The organism is Dysgonomonas massiliensis, from assembly GCF_900240225.1.
Classification (GTDB): Bacteria; Bacteroidota; Bacteroidia; order Bacteroidales; family Dysgonomonadaceae; genus Dysgonomonas; species Dysgonomonas massiliensis.
The window spans coordinates 232,047-254,099 of sequence record NZ_OEPV01000001.1; the positions used below are offsets into that span (position 1 = coordinate 232,047).

Annotated in this window: 23 protein-coding genes; 21 read left to right on the forward strand and 2 right to left on the reverse strand. The window is 39.0% G+C overall.

Features of this window, described 5'->3' with window-relative positions; all coding sequences use genetic code 11:
• Positions 1-5 precede the first annotated feature (5 nt).
• The 8 genes from map (at position 6) to rplQ (ending at position 4,194) form a co-directional block, all read left to right on the forward strand.
• A complete protein-coding gene (map, locus tag C1A06_RS01180; protein ID WP_101688387.1) occupies positions 6-788 on the forward strand; it encodes a type I methionyl aminopeptidase in 783 nt (260 codons plus the stop codon).
• 21 nt (positions 789-809) lie between these two features.
• Positions 810-1,028: a translation initiation factor IF-1 gene (gene infA, locus C1A06_RS01185; RefSeq protein ID WP_101688388.1), complete on the forward strand. Its 219-nt coding sequence runs from the start codon at positions 810-812 to the stop codon at positions 1,026-1,028.
• Between the two features lie 14 nt (positions 1,029-1,042).
• Positions 1,043-1,159, forward strand: coding sequence for a type B 50S ribosomal protein L36 (gene ykgO, locus C1A06_RS01190; RefSeq protein ID WP_009779203.1), 117 nt, complete (start codon positions 1,043-1,045; stop codon positions 1,157-1,159).
• 34 nt (positions 1,160-1,193) lie between these two features.
• The gene (rpsM, locus tag C1A06_RS01195; protein ID WP_101688389.1) at positions 1,194-1,574 is read left to right on the forward strand and encodes a 30S ribosomal protein S13; all 381 of its coding nucleotides are present in this window, start codon (positions 1,194-1,196) and stop codon (positions 1,572-1,574) included.
• A 10-nt stretch (positions 1,575-1,584) separates the two neighbouring features.
• Entirely contained in the window at positions 1,585-1,974 is a 390-nt protein-coding gene (gene rpsK / locus C1A06_RS01200) for a 30S ribosomal protein S11 (RefSeq protein WP_101688390.1), read from the forward strand.
• A gap of 115 nt (positions 1,975-2,089) precedes the next feature.
• Positions 2,090-2,698, forward strand: a complete 609-nt coding sequence (rpsD, locus tag C1A06_RS01205) for a 30S ribosomal protein S4 (RefSeq protein WP_101688391.1) — start codon at positions 2,090-2,092, stop codon at positions 2,696-2,698.
• 8 nt (positions 2,699-2,706) lie between these two features.
• Complete coding sequence (locus C1A06_RS01210) at positions 2,707-3,699, forward strand: DNA-directed RNA polymerase subunit alpha (RefSeq protein ID WP_101688392.1); 993 nt, start codon at positions 2,707-2,709, stop codon at positions 3,697-3,699.
• Positions 3,700-3,708: 9 nt separating this feature from the next.
• Positions 3,709-4,194, forward strand: coding sequence for a 50S ribosomal protein L17 (rplQ, locus tag C1A06_RS01215; RefSeq protein WP_101688393.1), 486 nt, complete (start codon positions 3,709-3,711; stop codon positions 4,192-4,194).
• Between the two features lie 178 nt (positions 4,195-4,372).
• Here the strand turns inward: rplQ and ahcY are convergent, their stop codons facing one another.
• Positions 4,373-5,794 carry an adenosylhomocysteinase gene (gene ahcY / locus C1A06_RS01220; RefSeq protein ID WP_101688394.1) on the reverse strand — a complete coding sequence of 474 codons (1,422 nt, stop codon included), beginning with the start codon at positions 5,792-5,794 and terminating at the stop codon, positions 4,373-4,375.
• 288 nt (positions 5,795-6,082) lie between these two features.
• Here ahcY and C1A06_RS01225 point away from each other — a divergent pair, with 288 nt between their 5' ends.
• The 10 genes from C1A06_RS01225 to C1A06_RS01270 all read left to right on the forward strand — a co-directional run bounded on the left by C1A06_RS01225 (position 6,083) and on the right by C1A06_RS01270 (position 17,650).
• Positions 6,083-6,988 (forward strand): hypothetical protein, encoded by a 906-nt coding sequence (locus C1A06_RS01225; RefSeq protein ID WP_145996314.1) that lies wholly within the window; start codon positions 6,083-6,085, stop codon positions 6,986-6,988.
• Between the two features lie 208 nt (positions 6,989-7,196).
• On the forward strand, positions 7,197-9,743 hold the full coding sequence (locus C1A06_RS01230) for an FtsK/SpoIIIE family DNA translocase (protein ID WP_101688396.1): 2,547 nt from the start codon (positions 7,197-7,199) through the stop codon (positions 9,741-9,743).
• A 9-nt stretch (positions 9,744-9,752) separates the two neighbouring features.
• Positions 9,753-10,463 carry a hypothetical protein gene (locus C1A06_RS01235; protein ID WP_101688397.1) on the forward strand — a complete coding sequence of 237 codons (711 nt, stop codon included), beginning with the start codon at positions 9,753-9,755 and terminating at the stop codon, positions 10,461-10,463.
• A gap of 22 nt (positions 10,464-10,485) precedes the next feature.
• Complete coding sequence (locus C1A06_RS01240) at positions 10,486-10,692, forward strand: hypothetical protein (protein WP_101688398.1); 207 nt, start codon at positions 10,486-10,488, stop codon at positions 10,690-10,692.
• A gap of 53 nt (positions 10,693-10,745) precedes the next feature.
• Positions 10,746-11,387 carry an outer membrane lipoprotein periplasmic chaperone LolA1 gene (gene lolA1, locus C1A06_RS01245; protein WP_101688399.1) on the forward strand — a complete coding sequence of 214 codons (642 nt, stop codon included), beginning with the start codon at positions 10,746-10,748 and terminating at the stop codon, positions 11,385-11,387.
• A 117-nt stretch (positions 11,388-11,504) separates the two neighbouring features.
• The gene (gene trxB, locus C1A06_RS01250; protein WP_101688400.1) at positions 11,505-12,446 is read left to right on the forward strand and encodes a thioredoxin-disulfide reductase; all 942 of its coding nucleotides are present in this window, start codon (positions 11,505-11,507) and stop codon (positions 12,444-12,446) included.
• A gap of 411 nt (positions 12,447-12,857) precedes the next feature.
• Positions 12,858-14,264 carry a glucuronate isomerase gene (uxaC, locus tag C1A06_RS01255; protein ID WP_101688401.1) on the forward strand — a complete coding sequence of 469 codons (1,407 nt, stop codon included), beginning with the start codon at positions 12,858-12,860 and terminating at the stop codon, positions 14,262-14,264.
• Positions 14,265-14,279: 15 nt separating this feature from the next.
• A complete protein-coding gene (locus tag C1A06_RS01260) occupies positions 14,280-15,722 on the forward strand; it encodes a tagaturonate reductase (protein WP_101688402.1) in 1,443 nt (480 codons plus the stop codon).
• Between the two features lie 12 nt (positions 15,723-15,734).
• Entirely contained in the window at positions 15,735-16,166 is a 432-nt protein-coding gene (locus tag C1A06_RS01265; RefSeq protein ID WP_370738357.1) for an HIT family protein, read from the forward strand.
• Positions 16,163-17,650: a UxaA family hydrolase gene (locus tag C1A06_RS01270; RefSeq protein WP_101688404.1), complete on the forward strand. Its 1,488-nt coding sequence runs from the start codon at positions 16,163-16,165 to the stop codon at positions 17,648-17,650. Before C1A06_RS01265 ends, C1A06_RS01270 begins: the two co-directional genes overlap by 4 nt.
• Before the next feature lie 79 nt (positions 17,651-17,729).
• Here the strand turns inward: C1A06_RS01270 and C1A06_RS01275 are convergent, their stop codons facing one another.
• Positions 17,730-19,316, reverse strand: coding sequence for a phage tail-like protein (locus tag C1A06_RS01275; protein ID WP_101688405.1), 1,587 nt, complete (start codon positions 19,314-19,316; stop codon positions 17,730-17,732).
• Between the two features lie 407 nt (positions 19,317-19,723).
• On the opposite strand from C1A06_RS01275, the gene C1A06_RS01280 reads away from it, so the two are divergent.
• Genes C1A06_RS01280 through C1A06_RS01290 form a run of 3 tightly spaced genes read left to right on the forward strand, consistent with a single transcriptional unit; the run spans position 19,724 to position 22,024 of the window.
• Positions 19,724-20,473: an MlaE family ABC transporter permease gene (locus C1A06_RS01280; protein ID WP_101688406.1), complete on the forward strand. Its 750-nt coding sequence runs from the start codon at positions 19,724-19,726 to the stop codon at positions 20,471-20,473.
• A complete protein-coding gene (locus tag C1A06_RS01285) occupies positions 20,470-21,246 on the forward strand; it encodes an ABC transporter ATP-binding protein (RefSeq protein ID WP_101688407.1) in 777 nt (258 codons plus the stop codon). The genes C1A06_RS01280 and C1A06_RS01285 overlap by 4 nt, the downstream gene beginning before the upstream one ends.
• 13 nt (positions 21,247-21,259) lie before the next feature.
• The gene (locus tag C1A06_RS01290; protein WP_101688408.1) at positions 21,260-22,024 is read left to right on the forward strand and encodes an exodeoxyribonuclease III; all 765 of its coding nucleotides are present in this window, start codon (positions 21,260-21,262) and stop codon (positions 22,022-22,024) included.
• Positions 22,025-22,053: the final 29 nt, after the last annotated feature.

The following is a 22,053-nucleotide window of genomic DNA, read 5'->3' on the forward strand; positions in this document are numbered from 1 at the left end:
CTAAAATGATATTTCTGAAAACAGACGAAGAAATCGAATTGATGCGTATCGCAAACCGCCTCGTGGGTATGACTCTCGGGGAGGTTGCGAAGCATGTCAAACCAGGTGTAACAACACTTCATTTAAATACTATTGCCGAAGACTTCATCCGCAGTCATGGAGCCAAACCATCCTTTTTGGGATATAACGGCTTTCCTTACTCGTTGTGCATCTCGGTTAATGAAAATGTAGTGCATGGCTTCCCTTCTGAATACGTAATGAAAGAAGGAGATGTTATATCTGTAGATTGCGGAACAGAAATTAACGGCTTTTGTGGCGACTCGGCATATACATTTTGTGTAGGCGAAGTTGACGAACAAGTGAAAGCTTTGTTGCGTACAACTAAAGAAGCGCTTTATGAAGGAATTGCTAAGGCAACAGCAGGAAACCGTATAGGTGACATTGGTGATGCAGTGCAGACATATTGTGAAAAGAGAGGTTACTCGGTAGTTCGCGAACTTGTAGGACATGGAATTGGCCGCAAGATGCACGAATCGCCAGAAGTACCAAACTATGGTAAACGAGGAACAGGACCATTGCTTAAAAAAGGAATGTGTATTGCTATCGAGCCAATGATCAATATGGGAAGTAAAAATGTAGTATTCGAAAGTGATGGGTGGACAGTGCGTACTAAAGACCACAAACCATCGGCACACTTCGAACATACAGTAGCAATTCGTGATGGCAAAGCCGATATTCTTTCTACATTCGAATTTGTAGAAGAAGTATTAGGTAAAAATGCAATTTAATAAAAGAGTTATAAGAAATTTATGGCAAAACAAGCAGCAATTGAACAAGACGGAGTGATCATCGAAGCTCTTTCGAATGCTATGTTTCGCGTCGAGTTGGAAAACGGACACGAAATAACAGCACACATCTCGGGAAAAATGCGTATGCATTACATCAAAATACTTCCTGGAGACAGAGTAAGAGTAGAAATGTCGCCGTATGATTTGACCAAAGGTAGAATCTCATTTAGATATAAATAAAAACAAACAAACATATGAAAGTTAGAGCATCAGTAAAAAAACGTAGTGCAGACTGTAAAATCGTAAGAAGAAAAGGACGTTTGTACGTAATTAACAAAAAAAATCCTAAGTTTAAACAACGTCAGGGATAATTTATTAATTTTGCAAAAAAAATAATTAAGATATATGGCAATAAGAATAGTCGGTGTCGATTTACCGCAAAATAAAAGAGGCGAAGTTGCTCTTACTTACATTTTCGGAATCGGCCGTAGTACAGCGAACAAGATCTTAGAAGAAGCCGGAGTAGACCGCAATATCAAAGTAAAAGACTGGAACGACGAACAAGCAGGTAAAATCCGTGAAATCATCGCAGCAAATGTGAAAGTTGAAGGAGACTTGCGTTCAGAAATTCAATTAAATATCAAACGATTGATGGATATCGGTTGCTACCGTGGAATCCGTCACCGTATTGGATTGCCTGTGAGAGGACAATCAACTAAGAATAATGCCCGCACTAGAAAGGGAAGAAAGAAAACAGTTGCTAACAAGAAAAAAGCTACAAAATAATTAATTGACTATGGCAAAGAAAACAGTCGCAGCTAAAAAGAGAAAAGTAAAAGTAGATGCTATGGGACAAGCACATATCCATTCATCTTTCAATAACATTATTGTCTCGCTAGCAAATAGCGAAGGAGAGATTATCAGTTGGTCATCAGCTGGTAAAATGGGATTCAGAAGCTCAAAAAAGAACACTCCATATGCTGCTCAAATGGCAGCTTCAGATTGTGCAAAAGTTGCATATGATCTTGGATTGAGAAAGGTTAAAGTGTATGTTAAAGGACCAGGTAACGGACGTGAGTCTGCTATACGTACAATCCACGGTGCTGGAATCGAAGTAACTGAAATCGTAGACGTTACTCCATTACCACACAACGGATGTCGTCCTCCAAAACATCGTCGCGTTTAATCAATATTTATTTTGATAGAAATCTGAAAATTGTGAATAGATTACAAATACCCTCTCTGTAATCGCGGCTGCACAAAATTTAGCTTTCACTTAATTATTTAACTAGTAAAAAAAAATGGCAAGATATACTGGACCAAAATCAAGAATCGCCCGTAAATTCGGAGAGCCAATCTTTGGACCTGATAAAGTTCTTTCACGTAAGAACTACCCTCCGGGACAACACGGAAATGGTCGTAAGAAAAAATCGTCTGAGTACGGAATCCAATTGCGCGAAAAGCAAAAAGCAAAATATACATACGGAGTACTAGAAAAACAATTCCGTATTATGTTCGACAAAGCGCTTAGCTCTCGTGGTATTACCGGTGAGGTACTACTTCAATTACTTGAGTCAAGACTAGACAACGTAGTTTATCGTTTAGGTATTGCACCTACAAGAGCAGCAGCACGTCAGTTGGTTTCTCACCGTCACATCACAGTTGATGGACAGGTAGTAAACATCGCATCTTACTCGGTAAAACCAGGTCAGATCGTTGGAGTACGCGAGAAATCAAAATCGCTAGAAGTAGTGACTGATGCATTAGCTGGATTCAATCACAGCAAATACCCTTGGATCGAGTGGGATCAAGCAGCAGTAGCTGGTAAATTCCTACACCTCCCTGAAAGAGCAGATATTCCTGAGAATATCAAAGAACAGTTGATCGTCGAGTTGTACTCTAAAAACTAATTAAATTCATGGCTATATTAGCATTTCAAAAACCGGATAAAGTATTGATGTTGGAAGCGGACGATTTCTTCGGGAAATTCGAGTTTCGTCCATTAGAACCAGGCTATGGTATTACCGTAGGTAATGCTCTTCGCCGAATTCTACTTTCATCACTCGAAGGTTTTGCAATCACATCTATTAAGATCGATGGCGTTGAGCACGAATTTGCCACAGTGCCGGGAGTAGTAGAAGATGTTTCTAACATTATTCTAAATCTTAAGCAAGTGCGATTCAAGCAAATCGTCGAAGAAATTGAAACAGAAAAAGTAACCATTGCAGTGTCGGGTCGCGAGGTGTTCAAAGCTGGTGACATAGGCAAACAACTATCAGGTTTCGAAGTATTGAATCCTGAATTAGTTATCTGCCATTTGGATTCAAATGCAAGTTTCCAAATCGAATTGAACATTAATAAAGGTCGTGGATACGTTCCTGCCGATGAAAATCGTAACTTGTCCGACGAAATCAACGTTATAGCTATCGATTCGATTTATACACCAATTCGTAACGTGAAATACATGATAGAAAACTATCGTGTAGAACAAAAAACCGACTACGAAAAATTGGTATTAGAGATTGCTACTGATGGATCTATTCATCCGAAAGATGCATTGAAAGAGGCTGCTAAAATTCTTATTCATCACTTCATGCTATTCTCTGACGAGAAGATTCTTCTTGAACAAAGCGAAATGGATGGAAATGAGGAGTTTGACGAAGAAGTTTTACACATGCGTCAGTTGCTTAAGAGCAAGTTGAGCGATTTGAACCTATCGGTTCGCGCGTTGAACTGCTTGAAGTCGGCAGAAGTAGAATCATTGGGCGAACTTGTTCAGTTCAACAAAAACGATTTGCTTAAATTCAGAAACTTCGGTAAGAAATCTCTTTCCGAGCTTGATGAACTATTGGAAAATCTAAACCTATCTTTCGGTATGGATATTTCTAAGTATAAACTAGACAAAGAGTAATAAGCGAAAATGAGACATAATAAAAAAAATAATCATTTAGGTCGTACCGCGGCGCACAGAAACGCAATGCTTTCTAACATGTGTGTATCTTTGATCATGCACAAGCGCATCTTCACGACTGTGGCTAAGGCAAAAGCTTTGAGAAAAGTATTTGAGCCGTTAATCACAAAATCGAAAAACGATACAACTCACTCAAGACGTTTGGTATTCCAAGACCTACAGAGCAAAGAAGCTGTGACAGAATTGTTCCAGAATATTTCTCAAAAAGTAGGTGACCGTCCAGGTGGTTACACACGTATCATCAAAACAGGAAACCGTTTAGGAGACAACGCTTCAATGTGTTTTATCGAACTTGTTGATTACAACGAGAACATGTTGAAAGAAACTAAAGCTGCTCCTAAGAAAAGAACTCGTCGTTCTTCTGCAGCTAAAGCTACAGAAGCAGCAGCTCCGGCAGCACCAGCTGTTGAAGAAGCTCCTAAGACTGAAGAGTAATCTTGTTTATTCATACCGATCGGTCAAATGATTGGTTATAGATAATAAGAGAAAAAAAGCAGTGAGAATTATCTCACTGCTTTTTTGTTTTCTAAGCGATTCGAAATTTTAATACCCCTTACTACATAAAAAAAGACCGACTATTGTAGTCGATCTTTTCTGTTATATTATCAGATGATTAATATCTGTAATGTTCTGGCTTGAATGGACCATCAACATCTACTCCTATATAATCGGCCTGAGTTTTTGTTAACTTAGTCAACTTAACACCAATACGCTCAAGGTGCAAGCGTGCAACCTCTTCGTCAAGGTGTTTAGGCAGACGATATACTCCAACTTCATAATCTCTTTGCCACAATTCTATCTGAGCAAGAGTTTGGTTTGTGAACGAGTTGCTCATCACAAACGATGGATGGCCTGTTGCACATCCCAGATTTACCAGACGACCATCGGCTAGAAGGAAAATTGAACTTCCTGTAGGGAACGTATATTTGTCCACCTGAGGTTTTATGTTCAAATGTTGGATTCCTGGGAAGTTGACAAGTTTATCAACTTGGATTTCATTGTCGAAGTGACCGATGTTACATACGATAGCTTGATCTTTCATTGCAGCCATATGCTCGATAGTGATGATATCGCGGTTACCGGTTGTGGTAACGAAGATATTACCTTCTTTCACAGCTTCTTCCATTGTTGTAACTTCGAAACCTTCCATTGCTGCCTGCAATGCGCAGATTGGATCAATCTCAGTTACAATAACACGAGCACCGTACGAACGCATTGAGTGCGCACAGCCTTTACCCACATCACCGTATCCGGCAACTACTACAACTTTTCCTGCAATCATAACGTCAGTAGCACGCTTGATTCCGTCAGCCAATGATTCGCGGCAACCATAAAGGTTATCGAATTTCGATTTCGTTACCGAGTCGTTTACGTTGATAGCTGGGATAAGCAATTCGCCACGCTCCATCATTTGATACAAACGGTGAACACCAGTCGTTGTTTCTTCGGAAACACCTTTCCAGTCTTTCACTGTGTTGTGCCAACGTTGGTTGTCTTCTGCCAAGATACGATTCAGCGTGTCAAGTATAACTTGTTCTTCGTGACTCGAAGCAGTTTTATTTTTCAAGAAGTTCGGATCTTCTTCAGCTTTGTATCCCCAGTGGATAAGCAATGTTGCATCGCCACCATCGTCAACGATCAGGTTCGGACCTTTACCGCCAGGGAATTTCAATGCTTGTTCGGTGCACCACCAGTATTCTTCAAGCGTTTCGCCTTTCCATGCGAAGACCGGAATACCTGCAGCAGCAATAGCAGCAGCAGCATGGTCTTGAGTCGAGAATATATTACAGCTTACCCAACGGATATCAGCTCCTAGTTCTTTCAAAGTTTCGATCAATACGGCTGTTTGAACAGTCATGTGTAATGATCCCATGATGCGAGCACCTTTTAGTGGTTTAGATGCACCATATTTAGCGCGAAGAGCCATCAACCCTGGCATTTCGTGCTCTGCAATTTCTATTTCTTTACGACCAAAATCTGCCAGACTGATGTCGGCTACCAGATATGGAAGATCAGGTAATAGTTGTTTTGACATATTTTTCTTTGTGTTGTGTGATAAAATAAATTTGACTGCAAAGATAGCATGAATATCGGGAATAAGATAGTTTTATCAGCCTGTCTTTTAATTCAGTAATATGATTTAACCTCTTTGATATGAGAAAAATGTCAGCAATGTTTCTACATACAGTGGCAGGAGACTCGATTTTGGGATGAAAAAATAGTTTTATTTACAATTATTTATTTACTTTGACCAAGACCAAAGAATACATACGTACACAACTTTAACTAATATATTAATACTTAAAGAACTAAGATTATGAAAATGCAAAAATTATTATTGATGTGTGTTGTCCTTTTAGGAACAATATCGTTTATATCGTGTAGTGATGATGAACCAAACGATAATACTGGTGGTAACGGCAATGGAAGTGATGTCCTAATGTTGCCAGTTAAACTTTATAATACAGATAAGAGTGCTAATTCTGTTATCGAATTCGAGTATGATAGCGAAAACAGAGTGAAAGGAATTATTGAAAAAAGATTGATCAATAATGAGTTTTTTAAGTCTGAAACTAGTCAGAACATAACAATAACTTATGGAAATTCAGCTAACAGGGATGAAGCTATAACAGATATTTATTGCAAAAGAGTTATTAGTGGAACGAATGTCGTAGGTAAAATTACACAAGAGGAATTCTATGAAGTTGATTACGAAGGCAGTTCTGTTGGGATAAGATTAGTAAGAAGTACTAATGATAATAATACAGACGGAACAGGAACAGCATTAGGTATTATTGTTCTTGAATTGGATAAGAATAAACGAGTAATAGAACGAAAAGAAAGCTGGGAAGACGGATTAGTAGCCCTTCACAAATATACTTACGACACGAAAGGTAATATAACAGAGGATAGACATGGAAACAGTGCAAATGGAGGTGAAATTACAACAATGGTGAGAATCATGGAGTATGATGATAAATACAATATCTATCATGCAGTGAATGCACCAAGATGGATCGGTGATTTGCCACTTGGAGGGACAGTAAGCAAAGAAGTCAATAATGTTACAAAGCTAATAGCAAGTGATGCTAACATGGAAAATATTAATACAACGACTTCTGTATATGAGTATAATTCGGATGGTTATCCTGTGAAATATATAAATAAATCGAGTGATATAAATACTGTTGACTCAGAATGGATAATTGAATATAGGAAAATAAATTGAGATTTTTTTAATAACACGACAGGCCAGAATTTTTTTTCTGGCCTGTCGTGTTATTTGGATTAAGATGTGCTTGTTCTCGAATTCCAGATAACGAAAGCTGGAAGACAAAAAAGCTTTAGGTAATTGTAATTATTATTAAGGATATCAGAGAAAAAAAAGAAGTATATTTGTAAGTTAAATTCAAACGAAAAAGAGTACAACCCTATATATGGCAAAAAAAACTACAAAAAAGAAGAAAAATCAAGAAAGTGCAGTCAACCGCCTGCTCGAAATGTTTAAAAAAGATAGATCTCATTTCCTGGTTGGAGTGTGTATTGCTTTTTTAGGAGCATATACATTTTTGGCGCAGATATCTTTTTTCTTCACTGGTGCAGCAGATCAAAGTAAGGTAATTAATCGTTCGTTCTTCGAACTGATTTCTACTAAACAAGCAATTAGCAACTGGACTGGTGTTACCGGTGCTTTTCTGGCGCAGAAATTTATCAATGATTGGTTCGGAATCTTTTCGTTGGCTATCCCGATTTTCTTGGTATTCGCAGGACTTCGACTGATGAAGGTAATCCGTGTTTCTGTTTTGCGGGCATTTTTAGTATCGGCTTTCGTGATGATCTGGGGATCGATATTCAGTTCGTTCCTTATCTCGCGTATTCTTCCCGATACCCATATAATATGGGGTGGGGCGCACGGACAACAAATCGAAGGGATATTGGAAACTGCAATCGGAATACCCGGTCTGATTTTAGCATTGTTGCTATTGCTGATCATATTTATTGTTGTTGTAAAGAAAACTTCGGTAGATTATATGCGTGGTAAATTGGAAAAACCTTTCAACCGCAAGCATGATGATATCGAAGAATATGAAGATACATACGAACCCGAAGAAGAGGTTGTAGAAGAAGAACTTAAACCCGAAAAAGTTTCATGGCTGCAACGCTTTAAAGCTATGTTTAGCAAGAAAGCTGAAGAAGAGGCTGATAGCATAGAATCTGCAGATGATGATAAGGAAACTACTTCAGAAGCTGTGCAAAGTGAATATGAAATGGGAAATGTTCACGAATTTGAATTGGATCCAATCACTCCGCGCGAAACTCGAAAACAATCTCATGTCGTGGATGACAGTTTCGAAGTGGTAGTTGCAGAGGATGAAGAATATATTCCTCAAACAAAAAATACTCAACCGCAAGCCGAAATCGTAACACAAACTCAGGAGGGAGATGATAACTTCATCGAGGGAGAAGAAATGGAGGAATATGATCCAACGTTAGATTTATCTAATTTCTCATTTCCGTCAACCGAATTGCTGAAAGTTTACGATTCGACAGGAAAGGGTGTTGATATGGAAGAACAGAATGCTAATAAGAATAAGATTATCAATACACTATTGAATTATGGTATTGAGATTACTTCGATTCGAGCAACTGTAGGACCAACAATTACACTATACGAGATAGTACCGAAAGCAGGTGTTCGTATCTCTAAAATTCGTAATCTGGAAGATGATATTGCTCTCAGCTTATCGGCTTTGGGAATTCGTATCATTGCTCCGATGCCGGGTAAAGGTACGGTTGGTATTGAGGTTCCGAATAAAGACCCTCAGATAGTATCGATGCAATCGGTTATCATGTCTAAGAAGTTTCAGGAATGTACATACGATTTGCCCGTTGCGCTAGGTAAAACCATTACGAATGATGTATTTATATTCGACCTTTGCAAGATGCCTCACTTGCTTGTAGCAGGTGCTACGGGACAAGGTAAATCGGTAGGTTTGAATGCGATAATTACATCTTTGCTTTATAAAAAACATCCGGCTGAAATGAAGATGGTATTGGTTGACCCTAAAATGGTCGAGTTCAATATCTATTCGCGCATCGAGAAACATTATCTGGCTAAACTGCCAGATGCAGACAAAGCAATTATTACAGATGTATCGAAAGTTACTCAGACATTGAATTCGTTGACCAAAGAAATGGACGACCGTTACGAGTTACTGATGAATGCAGGAGTAAGAAATATTAAAGAATATAACGAAAAATTCCGCAAACGTCGTCTTAATCCCTTGAAAGGACATAAGTTCCTGCCATACATTGTGGTTGTAATTGACGAGTTTGGTGACCTGATAATGACTGCCGGAAAAGAAATCGAAATGCCGATTGCACGTATCGCTCAGAAAGCACGTGCCGTGGGGATGCATATGATTATTGCAACGCAACGTCCGACGACGAATATCATCACGGGTACTATCAAGGCCAACTTCCCCGCACGTATGGCATTCCGTGTGACCTCGCAGATCGACTCGCGTACGATTCTCGATATGTCGGGAGCCAATCAGTTGATTGGTCGTGGAGATATGCTTTTCTCGCAAGGTAGCGACTTAATTCGTATTCAGTGTGCATTTGTTGATACTCCCGAAGTGGAAGGAATTGCTCAATATATTGGTAATCAGCAAGGATATAGCAACGCATTCGAGCTACCTGAATATGTGCCCGAAGGTGGTGGCGACGATAGAGTAGGAGGTGTCGATCTGAGCGATCGCGATCCACTATTCGAAGAAGCTGCACGCCTGATCGTAGTACATCAACAAGGATCGACATCGTTGATTCAGCGTAAATTTGCAATCGGATACAACCGTGCCGGCCGTCTGATGGATCAGCTTGAAGCTGCCGGAATTGTCGGACAATCTCAAGGAAGCAAACCTCGCGAGGTGCTTATTATGGACGAATACAGTTTGGAACAGAAATTGAACCAATTGAATTAAACGACTGAAATGAAATTATTGGTATTTATAACAGAACTCATACTTTTTTGCGGGACGTCTTGTACTCAGAGTATAGAAGAACAAACAGCAAAAATACAAAGTGAAAAATGGATAATTAAAAATGTATTCCCATATTTCGAAGGAGCACGTTTTTTGACTCAAGAAGAATCTGATAAGCTTAAAATTCATGAGGAGAATAATTTGACTATCTTTGAGAAAATAGGAAATGATCCTATGTATTCTGAAGAATATTATTGCTATCACATAAAGAAAAATGATACTCTCTTGTTCGAACACAATATTTGTCAAGATGAGTTGTATGACTATGTGATGTCTGAATTTAGAGAAACAGGTATGTATGCAGATACTATTGTTGAGCAAATAGCTGAATATCTGGGACCTCTTAAAAATACAATACATTTTGGATCTCCACTAGAGAAAGTGCCAACTGAAGTTGAGCAAAAAATGAAAAGTCAGAAAAAGGCACTTTGTCTTATATCAAATCTAGGACAATTACCTTATTTAAGTGCTGAGTGCTTTTCTTCTAAAATTAGGAATAAAGATGTGTTGATGTTTTATGTATATCGTTCTTATTTTACTTTTGATAATGTATATACAACTGATTTATCACGAAAAAATATTTTAGCTGTAACAGTATTTCTTGATGAAAATTTGAAAATCCTGAATGACTCTAGAACGACGTTGACTATATGTGACTAGAAAAATTGAGTAAATAAATTTAATGAATGATAGAGGAGTGGTAACACCCAATAGTAAATTTGAAGTTTACGAAGCCGACCATCAGATACGCAAGCAGTGGTGGGGTGGCTATACTAGACATAATAAGATGTGGAAAAGGAAAATAAACCTTGTTGATGATAGTCAAGGGAATCAGTGTATTGCAGAGAATCATGCAATAATGATGTACAACCCATTATTGGAAAATTAAACCAAACCGGATTAAACGAGTCAAATATTATTATTGAAAATATTCAAATAAAAATGAAACTAAAACTTAAATTAATAATTTGTCTTTTCTGTGCATCGCTGTCTGTTGCTATTGCTCAGGATGCACGAAGTATATTAGATAAAGCAGCCGACAATTTCTACAAGTCGGGAGGCCTCACAGCGGGATTCATCATGAACAGCAAAGAGCTTAAGAGCAATACGATCTATAGCTACGATGGTCATGTATGGATGAAAGGCGAGAAGTTTAAGATCGATATGCCCGAAATGACTAACTGGTTCGATGGAAAAACTCAGTGGGTTTATATAAAGGAAACTGAAGAAGTAAATATTACGATACCATCCGACGACGAACTACAAAGCATGAGTCCTTCGGTATTGTTCAGTGTTTATAAAAAAGGATTTACACTGAGCTATAAAGGACAGGAAGCCGTAGATGGCAAGACAGCAATGGTTGTTGAATTGACGCCGCAATCGAAGAAAAGCAGCGTTAAAAAACTGGTTGTATATATTGATAAAACAACTAATTTTCCTTCAAAATTAGTAATGTATGACGACAATGGATACGAGAATACAATTATAATTCGTAATCTCAAGTCGCAACAAAACTTGGCTGATTCGCTGTTTGTATTCGATGCAAAGCAGTATCCAGAGGTGGAAATTATTGACTTACGCTAATTATAGATTCCGTTTATTAACTATAAAAAATAAGAAATGCTTATTCTTTGTTATCAGGAATCGAATGGCTAATTTTGTTGTAGAAAATACGAAGAAAACTAAACCTAAAAAATATATATGAACGAAAGAGTACGTTGCCTTATAATAGGCTCAGGACCTGCAGGATATACAGCTGCAATTTATGCATCGCGCGCAAACTTAAATCCAGTTCTTTACGAAGGAATACAACCAGGAGGACAGTTGACAACAACAACCGAAGTTGAAAACTTTCCCGGATATCCAGAAGGAATTACTGGTCCGGAGTTGATGATCGACCTAAACAAACAAGCAACACGTTTCGGCGCTGATATCCGTCAAGGAAATGTAACTAGCGTTGATCTGAATTCAAATCCAAAGAAAGTAACAATCGATGGAGATAAAGTAATTGAAGCTGATTCTGTGATCATCTCGACAGGAGCTAGCGCAAAATACCTAGGTCTTCCGGATGAAAATAAATATGCAGGTATGGGAGTTTCGGCATGTGCTACATGCGACGGATTCTTCTATCGCAAGAAAGTGGTAGCAGTTGTAGGTGGTGGAGATACTGCATGCGAAGAAGCTATCTATCTATCAGCTTTGGCTAGCAAAGTTTATCTGATCGTTCGTAAACCTTTCCTACGTGCATCAAAAGTAGTACAAGATCGTGTTATGGCAAACGAGAAAATCGAAATCTTGTTTGAATGTAATACAGTAGGTCTATTTGGAGATAATGGAGTAGAAGGAGCTCACCTTGTAAGACGTATGGGCGAAGCTGACGAAGAAAAATTCGATATAGCAATCGATGGATTCTTCTTGGCAATCGGTCACAAACCAAATACAGATATCTTCAAAGGACAATTGGAACTTGACGAAGTAGGTTACATCGTGAAGAAAGAAGGTCGTCCGATGACAAATATCGAAGGTGTATTTGCTGCAGGAGACGTAGCCGATCCACACTATCGCCAGGCTATTACAGCGGCCGGAAGCGGATGCCAGGCAGCTATAGAAGCAGAACGCTATCTATCTGAAAAAGGACTTTAATTTGAACTTTTAATTATATTATAAGAGGTATTTCCGCTATGGGGAATACCTCTTTTCTTTTGATATTACCTATCCTTCGAGTTTCATTTTATGATATTTAAATGTTAATTCGGTTACAAATTAAGTCTAAATATTCCTTTGATTGTTGCAAGAATTGAATATATTTGTTGTCGTGTAATATCCCGGATGATAACCAACTTGAAAATCACAATAAATATGCAATTCAAATCAAATTTTTCTACAAACTATCTGATGGCTTAACTTATTTATATGCGTTTGTGTGCGCAAACACGGCTTGTTCTGGATATGTGCAAAAAGAGATTATTACGATATAGATAAATCCGGTATCATAGCAGTGGATATTCATTTTACAGAAGAAATTTAAATATACAACAAAATAAAATATAGATTATGAGAAAATTTATGGGTAAAAACTTCGTGTTGGAGAATGCCACAGCAGAACGTCTTTATCACGAACATAGTGCAAAACTTCCTATTATCGATTATCACTGTCATCTTGATCCGAAACTGATTGCAGAAGATTATCAGTTCGACAATCTTGGCGAAATCTGGTTGGCAGGCGACCACTACAAATGGCGTGCAATGCGTACTAACGGCATTGACGAACGTTATTGTACGGGAAAAGATACTACCGACTGGGAAAAATTTGAAAAATGGGCTGAGACTGTTCCTTATACAATGCGCAACCCGCTTTATCACTGGACGCACTTGGAACTTCGTACAGCATTCGGTGTTGAAAAAATATTGAAACCCGAAACAGCCCGCGAAATTTATGACGAGTGTACAGCAAAACTTCGTACGAAAGAGTTTTCGGCTCGAGGATTGATGAAACATTACAATGTCGAAGCAGTTTGTACAACAGATGATCCTGCTGATTCATTGGAATATCATATTGCCCTGAAAAACGAAGGATTCGAAATAAAAGTGCTTCCTACATGGCGACCTGATAAAGCTATGGCTATTGAAGATGCTGCCAGCTATCGCAAATATGTTGAAAAACTATCAGAAGTTTCAGGAGTAACGATATCTAAATTCTCAGACCTATTGGCTGCATTGCGTAAACGTCACGATTTCTTTGCAGAAGTTGGATGTCGTTTGTCAGACCACGGAATCGAAGAATTCTATGCTGAAGATTATAGTGATGCCGAGATTGAAGCAATTTTCAACAAAGTGTATGGCGGAACAGAATTGAACAGAGAAGAAATCGTGAAATTCAAATCGGCAATGCTTTATGAAGGTGCTTTGATGGACTGGGAAAAAGGTTGGACACAACAATTCCATTATGGTGTAATCCGCAACAATAATACTCGTCTATTCAACAAGGTAGGAGCAGATACTGGCTTCGATTCGATAGGAGACTTTACAGTAGCAAAAGCTATGTCTAAATTCTTCAATCGCTTGGATCTGAACAACCAGCTGGCTAAAACAGTCATCTACAACTTGAATCCTCGCGACAATGATATGTTGGCAACTATGATTGGTAATTTCCAAGATGGATCAGTTGCAGGTAAAATGCAATTCGGATCGGGATGGTGGTTCCTTGATCAGAGAACAGGTATGGAAGCACAGATGAACTCGTTGTCGAATCTTGGCCTTTTGAGCCGATTTGTAGGTATGTTGACCGATTCGCGCAGCTTCTTGTCATATCCTCGTCACGAATATTTCCGTCGTATTCTTTGTAATCTGATTGGTAAAGATGTTGAAGGAGGATTGCTTCCTGCTTCAGAAATCGAATTTATCGAGAAGATTGTAGAGAATGTGTCGTATTACAATGCTAAGAATTTCTTCAAATTCTAATCTCTTGACGAGTAAATGCAAGAACTAAATAAAACAACAGCCAACAGACCCGAATTGCCGATCAAGATTCTGCAGTTCGGGACTGGCAATTTTCTGAGAGCTTTCTTCGATTGGATGATCGAAAAATCGAACGAAGCAGGATTGACGAATCATGGTATAGCTATTGTACAGTCGACTAGTCGCAACAATGAAGCTCAGAAGTTGTACGAGAAACAAGATTACATGTTTCATGTTTATCTTGAAGGAATAAAAGATAAGAAGCCTATTAAAGAAGTTACGCTTGTGAAAAACGTAATGACTTTGGTGAATGCGGCTAAAGAATATCAGAAATGTCAGGAACTCTTTTTGAGTGAAGAGCTTGAGATTATCGTTTCGAATACCACCGAAGCGGGTATCCGTTACGAAGAAGGCGACGATATTTTTGCCGAACCGCCTGCGTCGTTTCCTGCTAAAATTACAGCATTGCTATATCAGCGATTCCAGAAATTCGCAGGAGCATCGGATAAAGGTTTGTTGATCGTCTGTACCGAGTTGATCGAAAATAACGGCTCGACGCTCAAAGAATATGTATTGAAGCATGCAGCTCATTTCAAGCTCGAACAAGCTTTCGTAGATTGGGTGAATACATCATGCTCGTTCTACGATACTTTGGTCGATCGCATTGTTCCGGGATTCCCGAAAGAAAATATCGCTGAGGTTCAGGCCGAAATCGGTTTCAATGACAATTTAGTTGTCAAAGGCGAATTCTTCCACGTGTGGGCAATCGGTGGCGATGACAAAATAAAATCGAAACTTCCATTAGATAAAGTTCCGGGACTGAATGTACAGTTCATGGACGATATTACGGAATTCCGTGCTAAGAAAGTACGTGTTCTGAATGGCGCACATACGGCAATGGTTCCCGTAAGTTTGCAATTGGGATGCGTTACGGTAATGGATGCATTCAATACACCGGAGGTAGAAACTTTCATCAATCGCATGGTGGATACCGAAGTATTACCGGTGATAGACGGCGATCGTACCGAATTGAGCAGCTTTGCTGCTTCTATTGTCGAAAGATTTTATAATCCTTTCCTGAAACATTATCTGAAAGATATATCGCTCAACTCGTTGGCTAAATGGGAAGCACGCGACTATCCGACAGTGCTGGATAATTATGAAAAACTGGGGAAAAAAGCACATTTGGCAATTTTCTCGTTCGCAGCTCTTATGGTGCTGTATAGCGGACAATCGGAAGTTGAATTTACTCCGACCGATACGCCCGAGTTTGTCGAATTCATTCAAACGACATTCTGCCGTGCCGATATCAAAGGCTGGATAGAAGGCATAGTAAGTCATCCTACGATGTGGAACGTAAACATGAAAGCAATCCCTTTCTTTGCCGATGAGGTAGCAAAAGGTGTTGATTTGATTCTCCGAAATGGTATGCGTGAAGCATTACAACAAGTAATCAAATAATAAAACATACGAATCAAAGTTATGAATAACGATTGTCTGTATTGTAATAAAAACCAGACTCAGAAAGATCTGATGATCGAAGTCTGTGATCTGAACGTGTCGACTGTATTTTTGTTTAAAGAACAGTCATATCGCGGACGCTGCATCGTGGCATATAAAGATCATGCAGTTGAACTATACGAATTGCAGGGAGCTGAACTTTTGGCCTTCATGGAAGATGTAAACAAAGTAGCTCGTGCAATGAAAGAATTGTTTAATCCCATAAAGATCAATTACGGAGCATATTCCGATAAATTGCCGCACTTGCATATGCATTTGGCTCCGAAATATGTTGATGGTCCAGATTATGGTTCAACTTTCACGATGAATCCGCAAAAAACGTATCTTTCAGAGAGTGAATATGCCGATATGGTAGATCAGTTGAAGAAGAAGCTAGCGCAATGAATAAATATATCATCCTCAGTCCGGCCGACAATGTTGGCGTGGCTGTTGTCGATCTGAAAACGGGTGATCAGCTCGTAATAGAAGGTCAACCTGTAACAATAAAGTCGGATATCCCGACCGGACATAAGTTTGCATTGACAGATATAGCCGTGGACGAGAATATCGTCAAATACGGCTATCCTATAGGGCATGCCATTCAGTCAATCAGCCGGGGCGAGCATGTGCATACGCAGAATGTAAAAACAAATTTGCACGATAATCTAAAATATTCGTACGAACCGAAAAAGGTTTCGTTGGAAATTGCCAAAAGTGATAAGACTGTAAAAGGATATCTTCGTTATGACGGACAGATGGGTATCCGCAACGAATTGTGGATTGTGCCCACCGTAGGATGTGTCAACGGATTGGCTCAGGCGGTTATCGAGCGTGCTAAACGTGAGCTGGATTTATCGCATGTGGATGATATTCGTGTCTATACGCATAATTTCGGTTGCTCGCAGTTGGGCGATGATCATGTCAATACGCAGGAAGCATTGGCGGCTTTAGCGCGCCATCCCAATGCAGGCGGTGTGCTGGTTATGAGTCTGGGCTGTGAGAACAATCAGATCGAAGATTTCAAAAAAGTAATGGGCAAATGGGACGAAAAGCGCACTCGGTTTATTGTCTGTCAAATGGTTCGTGACGAGATTGAAGAAGGTTTCAATCTGGTGAAAGAGTTGGCAGAGAATATGAAGAACGATTGTCGCGAAGATCTACCATTATCGTTGCTGAAAGTAGGATTGAAGTGTGGCGGAAGCGATGGCTTTTCGGGTATCACGGCAAATCCGCTTGTAGGACGTTTTTCCGATTGGTTGATTGCTCAAGGTGGAACAACTATTCTGACCGAAGTTCCTGAAATGTTCGGAGCCGAAACTATTCTTATGAATCGTGCTAAAAACGAAAAGGTATTCAATGATACAGTATTGTTAGTAAATAATTTCAAGAACTATTTCCGCAAATATGATCAGCCCATTTACGAGAATCCGTCGCCGGGAAATAAAGCCGGAGGTATTACTACGCTCGAAGACAAGTCTTTGGGATGTACCCAGAAAGGTGGTCATGCCGAGGTTGTAGGCGTGTTGGATTATGCCGAACCGGTAAAAGAGCATGGTTTGAATCTGCTGAATGCTCCGGGTAATGACCTTGTTGCTGCATCGGCATTGGCTATGTCGGGCTGTCAGATTGTACTGTTCACTACCGGACGCGGAACGCCATTCGGATCGTTTGTACCCACGATGAAAATATCGACCAATACTCGTCTTTACGAATTTAAGCCTAATTGGATTGACTTCAATGCAGGTCAGTTGCTCGAAGGGCAATCGATGGATGAAGTGTTGGATAAATTTATAAACTTCACACTCGATGTATGCGATGGTAAACAATTGAATCACGAGAAAACGGGATTCAAAGAATTGGCCATCTTCAAAACGGGTGTGACCTTGTAATTTATTTAGAATTTTGGTTTTAAAAGAAAAGCAACCGTCTGTGAAGATGGTTGCTTTTGCTTTATAGATCTTTATGGTTTTATTCTGTCGGAGTATTGATTCCGTGGAATTCTGCTTGTTGGAATGCCCAACAGAATAGATTAGCTACGAGACGTGCATTTTTAACATATTGGCGATTGCTACTTTTTGCTCCATATAACTTATCAATAGGCCTGAATTCTGAATCGAGTGCTACCGGATAACTAGTATAGCTACTTCCTCCATCTCCAGAACCTATACCACCGTCTCCGCACCAGAACAAGTTGAAGTTTTTTGCTTTGAATCCAGAAATTTGATCTTCTCTACCTCCTTTTCCGGCTCCACCATGGTCGAATGATGAGAATGACCATTCAATCTCGGATGCAGGCAGATAGTCGAATCCATCACCACAACAACCATCTTCTCCAATATACATTCCTCTAACATCACCGAATGGGCCATTCAATATGATATCATCGTAATTAGGTAGTTTGTACAGACAACCTCCGTCTGTTATGTTTTCTTTACCCCATACGTTAGTGTCTCCTCCAAACAAGTCTTGTATGAATTTTCCAGGTGCACCACTATTGTGGCTGAACATATGTTCGTTGTTATAGATTACGACACCTCCTTTTCTGACGTATTCGGCCAATAGTTTACCAGCTGCATTGTTATCATCTTTTTCCAAGTCGGCATTATATGTTATAAATACAATGTCAACGGGCTTAGATCCATCAGTAGGAGCAATATATGGTTGGAGTGTATTGACCCTTACGTGAGATTCGTCGAATCCATATATAATAGGTGTTTCTACACGGAAAGTGCTTTCTTCTAAAGTTCCAAAGTTTAGAATATTATTAAAGATAGTTCCAGTACCACCTCCATTATCTTGATGTAAAGCTCTGTTTCCTGTTCCTAAGCTTAAAATTCGTTTTTGAGGAATAACTATGTATAATATAAAACTACAAGTAGGGTTGGCTGTACTATTGGTTGTGATAGTAAAGTATTTGTTTCTAGTATTTGTTGGAGTTCCTTCGGCTGGTATATAGACAGTTTGTTTACCGCTTTGGGTGATCAGTCCTTTTCCTTCAAAAGAGATACCGTCAACTGCATCTGTCTTGATGTGATAAAATTTGCCTACATCGTCGTCCTTTGTGATTAAATCCATTATGAGATAATGTTGATTTGGGTTGACAGTTTGTTCATTCCAGTATACACCTTTTGGCTTCACAGAGTTACAATCTATTGTGTAGCTACTCTTATTATTCAAACATTGCCATTCTGTACCATTCCATACGTTCATTCCTTTGCAAAGTATTTCTTCTGCATTGGCTTGCGTATTGTATACTAATAATCCAGTATGTTCTTTGTCGATAAGAGGCTTGTTAGTATTGTAATTTTCCAGATCGTCAGAAAACATAGGTAAAAGCTCGTACTTCTTGGTAAGAAGAACTCGGGGCATCATCAGCCCTTTTGTCGCATTTGTAAGGTTGTTGTCATCTGTTTGAGGTAGATTCTTGAGTTGAAGTAAAGCTCCTTCAATAGGTTTTTCTGTAGTGCCTAAAGTCACTTGTGCACTGATACTCGAGTTTATGGCAAATAAATAAAATGCCAATAAAGTGAAAATGGTAATAAATTTGGATTGCATAAGTCAGTTTTCTTGTGTTCGTATTTTATCTATAAAGATGCTTGTGTGAGTTTTGAAAGTTTTAACAAAGATACAAAATGATTCGAATTTTCATAGTTTAAGATCACATTTATAGTGATTTAATGTTTATTATCAGATGAAGATGTTTAACGTGTTATGAATTATTTCTAATAAAGTGTTTATACATATGTTTTTTCAGCCTTTACTATATTAAGTAGTATATATTCAGAATATATCCATTTTATACTGTGTGAAAGTGGACTGAATCAATAAATTGCCTTTAAAGAAGTATGATCGATTAATGTTTTCTGATTTTTATCGTATCTTTGCAGATTCAATAGGTAATAGAGCTTGATACAAATTTTATAATTAGTTCCGGGCTTCTTTTTTTAATTAAGTAGGAAAATATGTTCTTAACATCTATTCTCGAAAAAATAGGTAGATATGTTTTGCTGATGAGAAAGGTTTTTGCCAAACCTCAGAGGTGGAATGTATTCTTTCGGCAGTTCTTTGCCGAGATGAGTAAGTTAGGAGTGAACTCGATATGGATTGTGCTTATTATTTCGTTCTTTATCGGAGCAGTTATAGTAGTGCAGATCAAATTAAATATTGATTCACCTTTTATGCCTCGCTTTACGGTAGGTTATGTATCGCGCGAAATTATGTTGCTCGAGTTCTCATCCACCATTATGTGTCTGATACTGGCCGGTAAGATCGGTTCGAATATCGCATCCGAAATTGGCACAATGCAGATCACCGAGCAGATTGATGCAATGGAAATTATGGGAGTAAACTCTGCAAACTATATTATCCTTCCTAAGATTACTGCATTCATGACATTCGTTCCAGTATTGGTAGTTCTGAGTATCTTTTTCGGAATCATCGGAGGATACGCCGTCTGTGTTATTGGAGATATTATGCCAGTAGTTGACTATGAATATGGTATTCAGACTGATTTCAAACCATTCTACATTTGGTATGCCATCATGAAAAGTGTAATATTCGGATTCATCATAGCTTCCATAGCTGCATTTTACGGCTACTTTGTTCGCGGAGGATCGTTGGATGTTGGTAAAGCCAGTACCGATTCGGTAGTGATGAGTAGTATTCTTATCCTTGTTACCGACTTGTTATTCACTCAATTGTTGATGGGATGATAGAAGTAATTGATTTAAGAAAAAGCTTCGAGGAGCGCGAGATATTGAAAGGAATAAATATTCTTTTCGAAGAAGGTAAGACCAATCTGATTATCGGACGAAGCGGATCGGGTAAAACCGTTCTGCTGAAAAATCTGGTGGGATTGTTGCAACCTACTTCAGGATCGATACTTTACGATAAACGCGACTTACCTAAGATGTCGAAGCAGGAGCTGAATCTTCTTCGTCAGGAAATGGGTATGATTTTTCAGGGTTCAGCTTTATTTGACTCTATGACGGTTGCCGAAAATGTAGGTTTCCCGTTATTGATGTTTTCAAGTATGACAAAGATCGAGCAGGAAAAACGTGTTAAGTTTTGTCTCGATCGTGTGAAACTGAGCGATGCCGGGCATCTATACCCATCCGAGATAAGTGGAGGTATGATGAAGCGTGCAGCTATTGCACGTGCTATTGCATTGAATCCTAAATATTTGTTTTGTGATGAACCAAACTCGGGACTCGATCCTCAGACATCGCTTGTTATTGATGAGTTGATTCATTCCATTACCGAAGAGTATAAGATGACAACTGTAATCAATACGCACGATATGAACTCAGTAATGAATATCGGTGAGCGTATTTTCTTCATCAAAGAAGGAAATCTGGAATGGAGCGGATCGAAAGATAATATTATATTCTCGGAAAATGAGGCTCTGAACGAATTTGTATTTGCTTCCGACTTATTTAAGAAAGTGAAGAAGATTGAAATGTCGGGTCAAAACATCCTAAAATAATAAAAACGGTTTTATGAAAGTTATATCATATAATGTCAACGGTATTCGTGCTGCTGTGAGCAAAGGTCTGCACGATTGGCTCGAAAAAGAGTCGCCGGATGTACTTTGTTTGCAAGAAATAAAAGCGCAAGAAGACCAGATAGATCTCTTGTCTCTTCAGTCTTTGGGTTATCATTATTACTTCTATCCTGCAGTGAAAAAAGGATATAGCGGAGTAGGGATCTTATCGAAAGAAAAGCCCGACTTGGTTGTCAAAGGGATGAAAAATGAAACTTATGACAATGAAGGTCGTTTTATTCGTGCCGATTATGGCGATTTTTCGATTGCATCGGTTTATATACCATCGGGAACGATGGGAGATATCCGTCAGGATTTCAAAATGGAATTCTTGGATTATTTCACACAATTTATAAACGAACTTCGCGAAGAAAGACCACAACTCCTAGTGTGTGGCGATTACAATATTTGTCATAAACCGATTGATATCAATCATCCAGAACGTCATACCAAATCGTCGGGATTCTTACCCGAAGAACGTCAGTGGTTCGACGAGTTTGTAGCAACGGGTATGGTAGACACTTTTCGTGAATTTGATCAGAGCCCTGAGAAATACAGTTGGTGGAGTTACCGTGCCGGAGCCAAAGCGAAAAACCTTGGCTGGCGTATCGACTATCATATGCTGACCGAGGCTGCTAAGAATCGATTAAAAGGGGCTGCTATTCAGCCAGAAATATTATTCTCGGATCATTGCCCGATAGAGGTAAATCTGGATATCTAAGATATAAAAATAGGCTGTTCAACGAACAG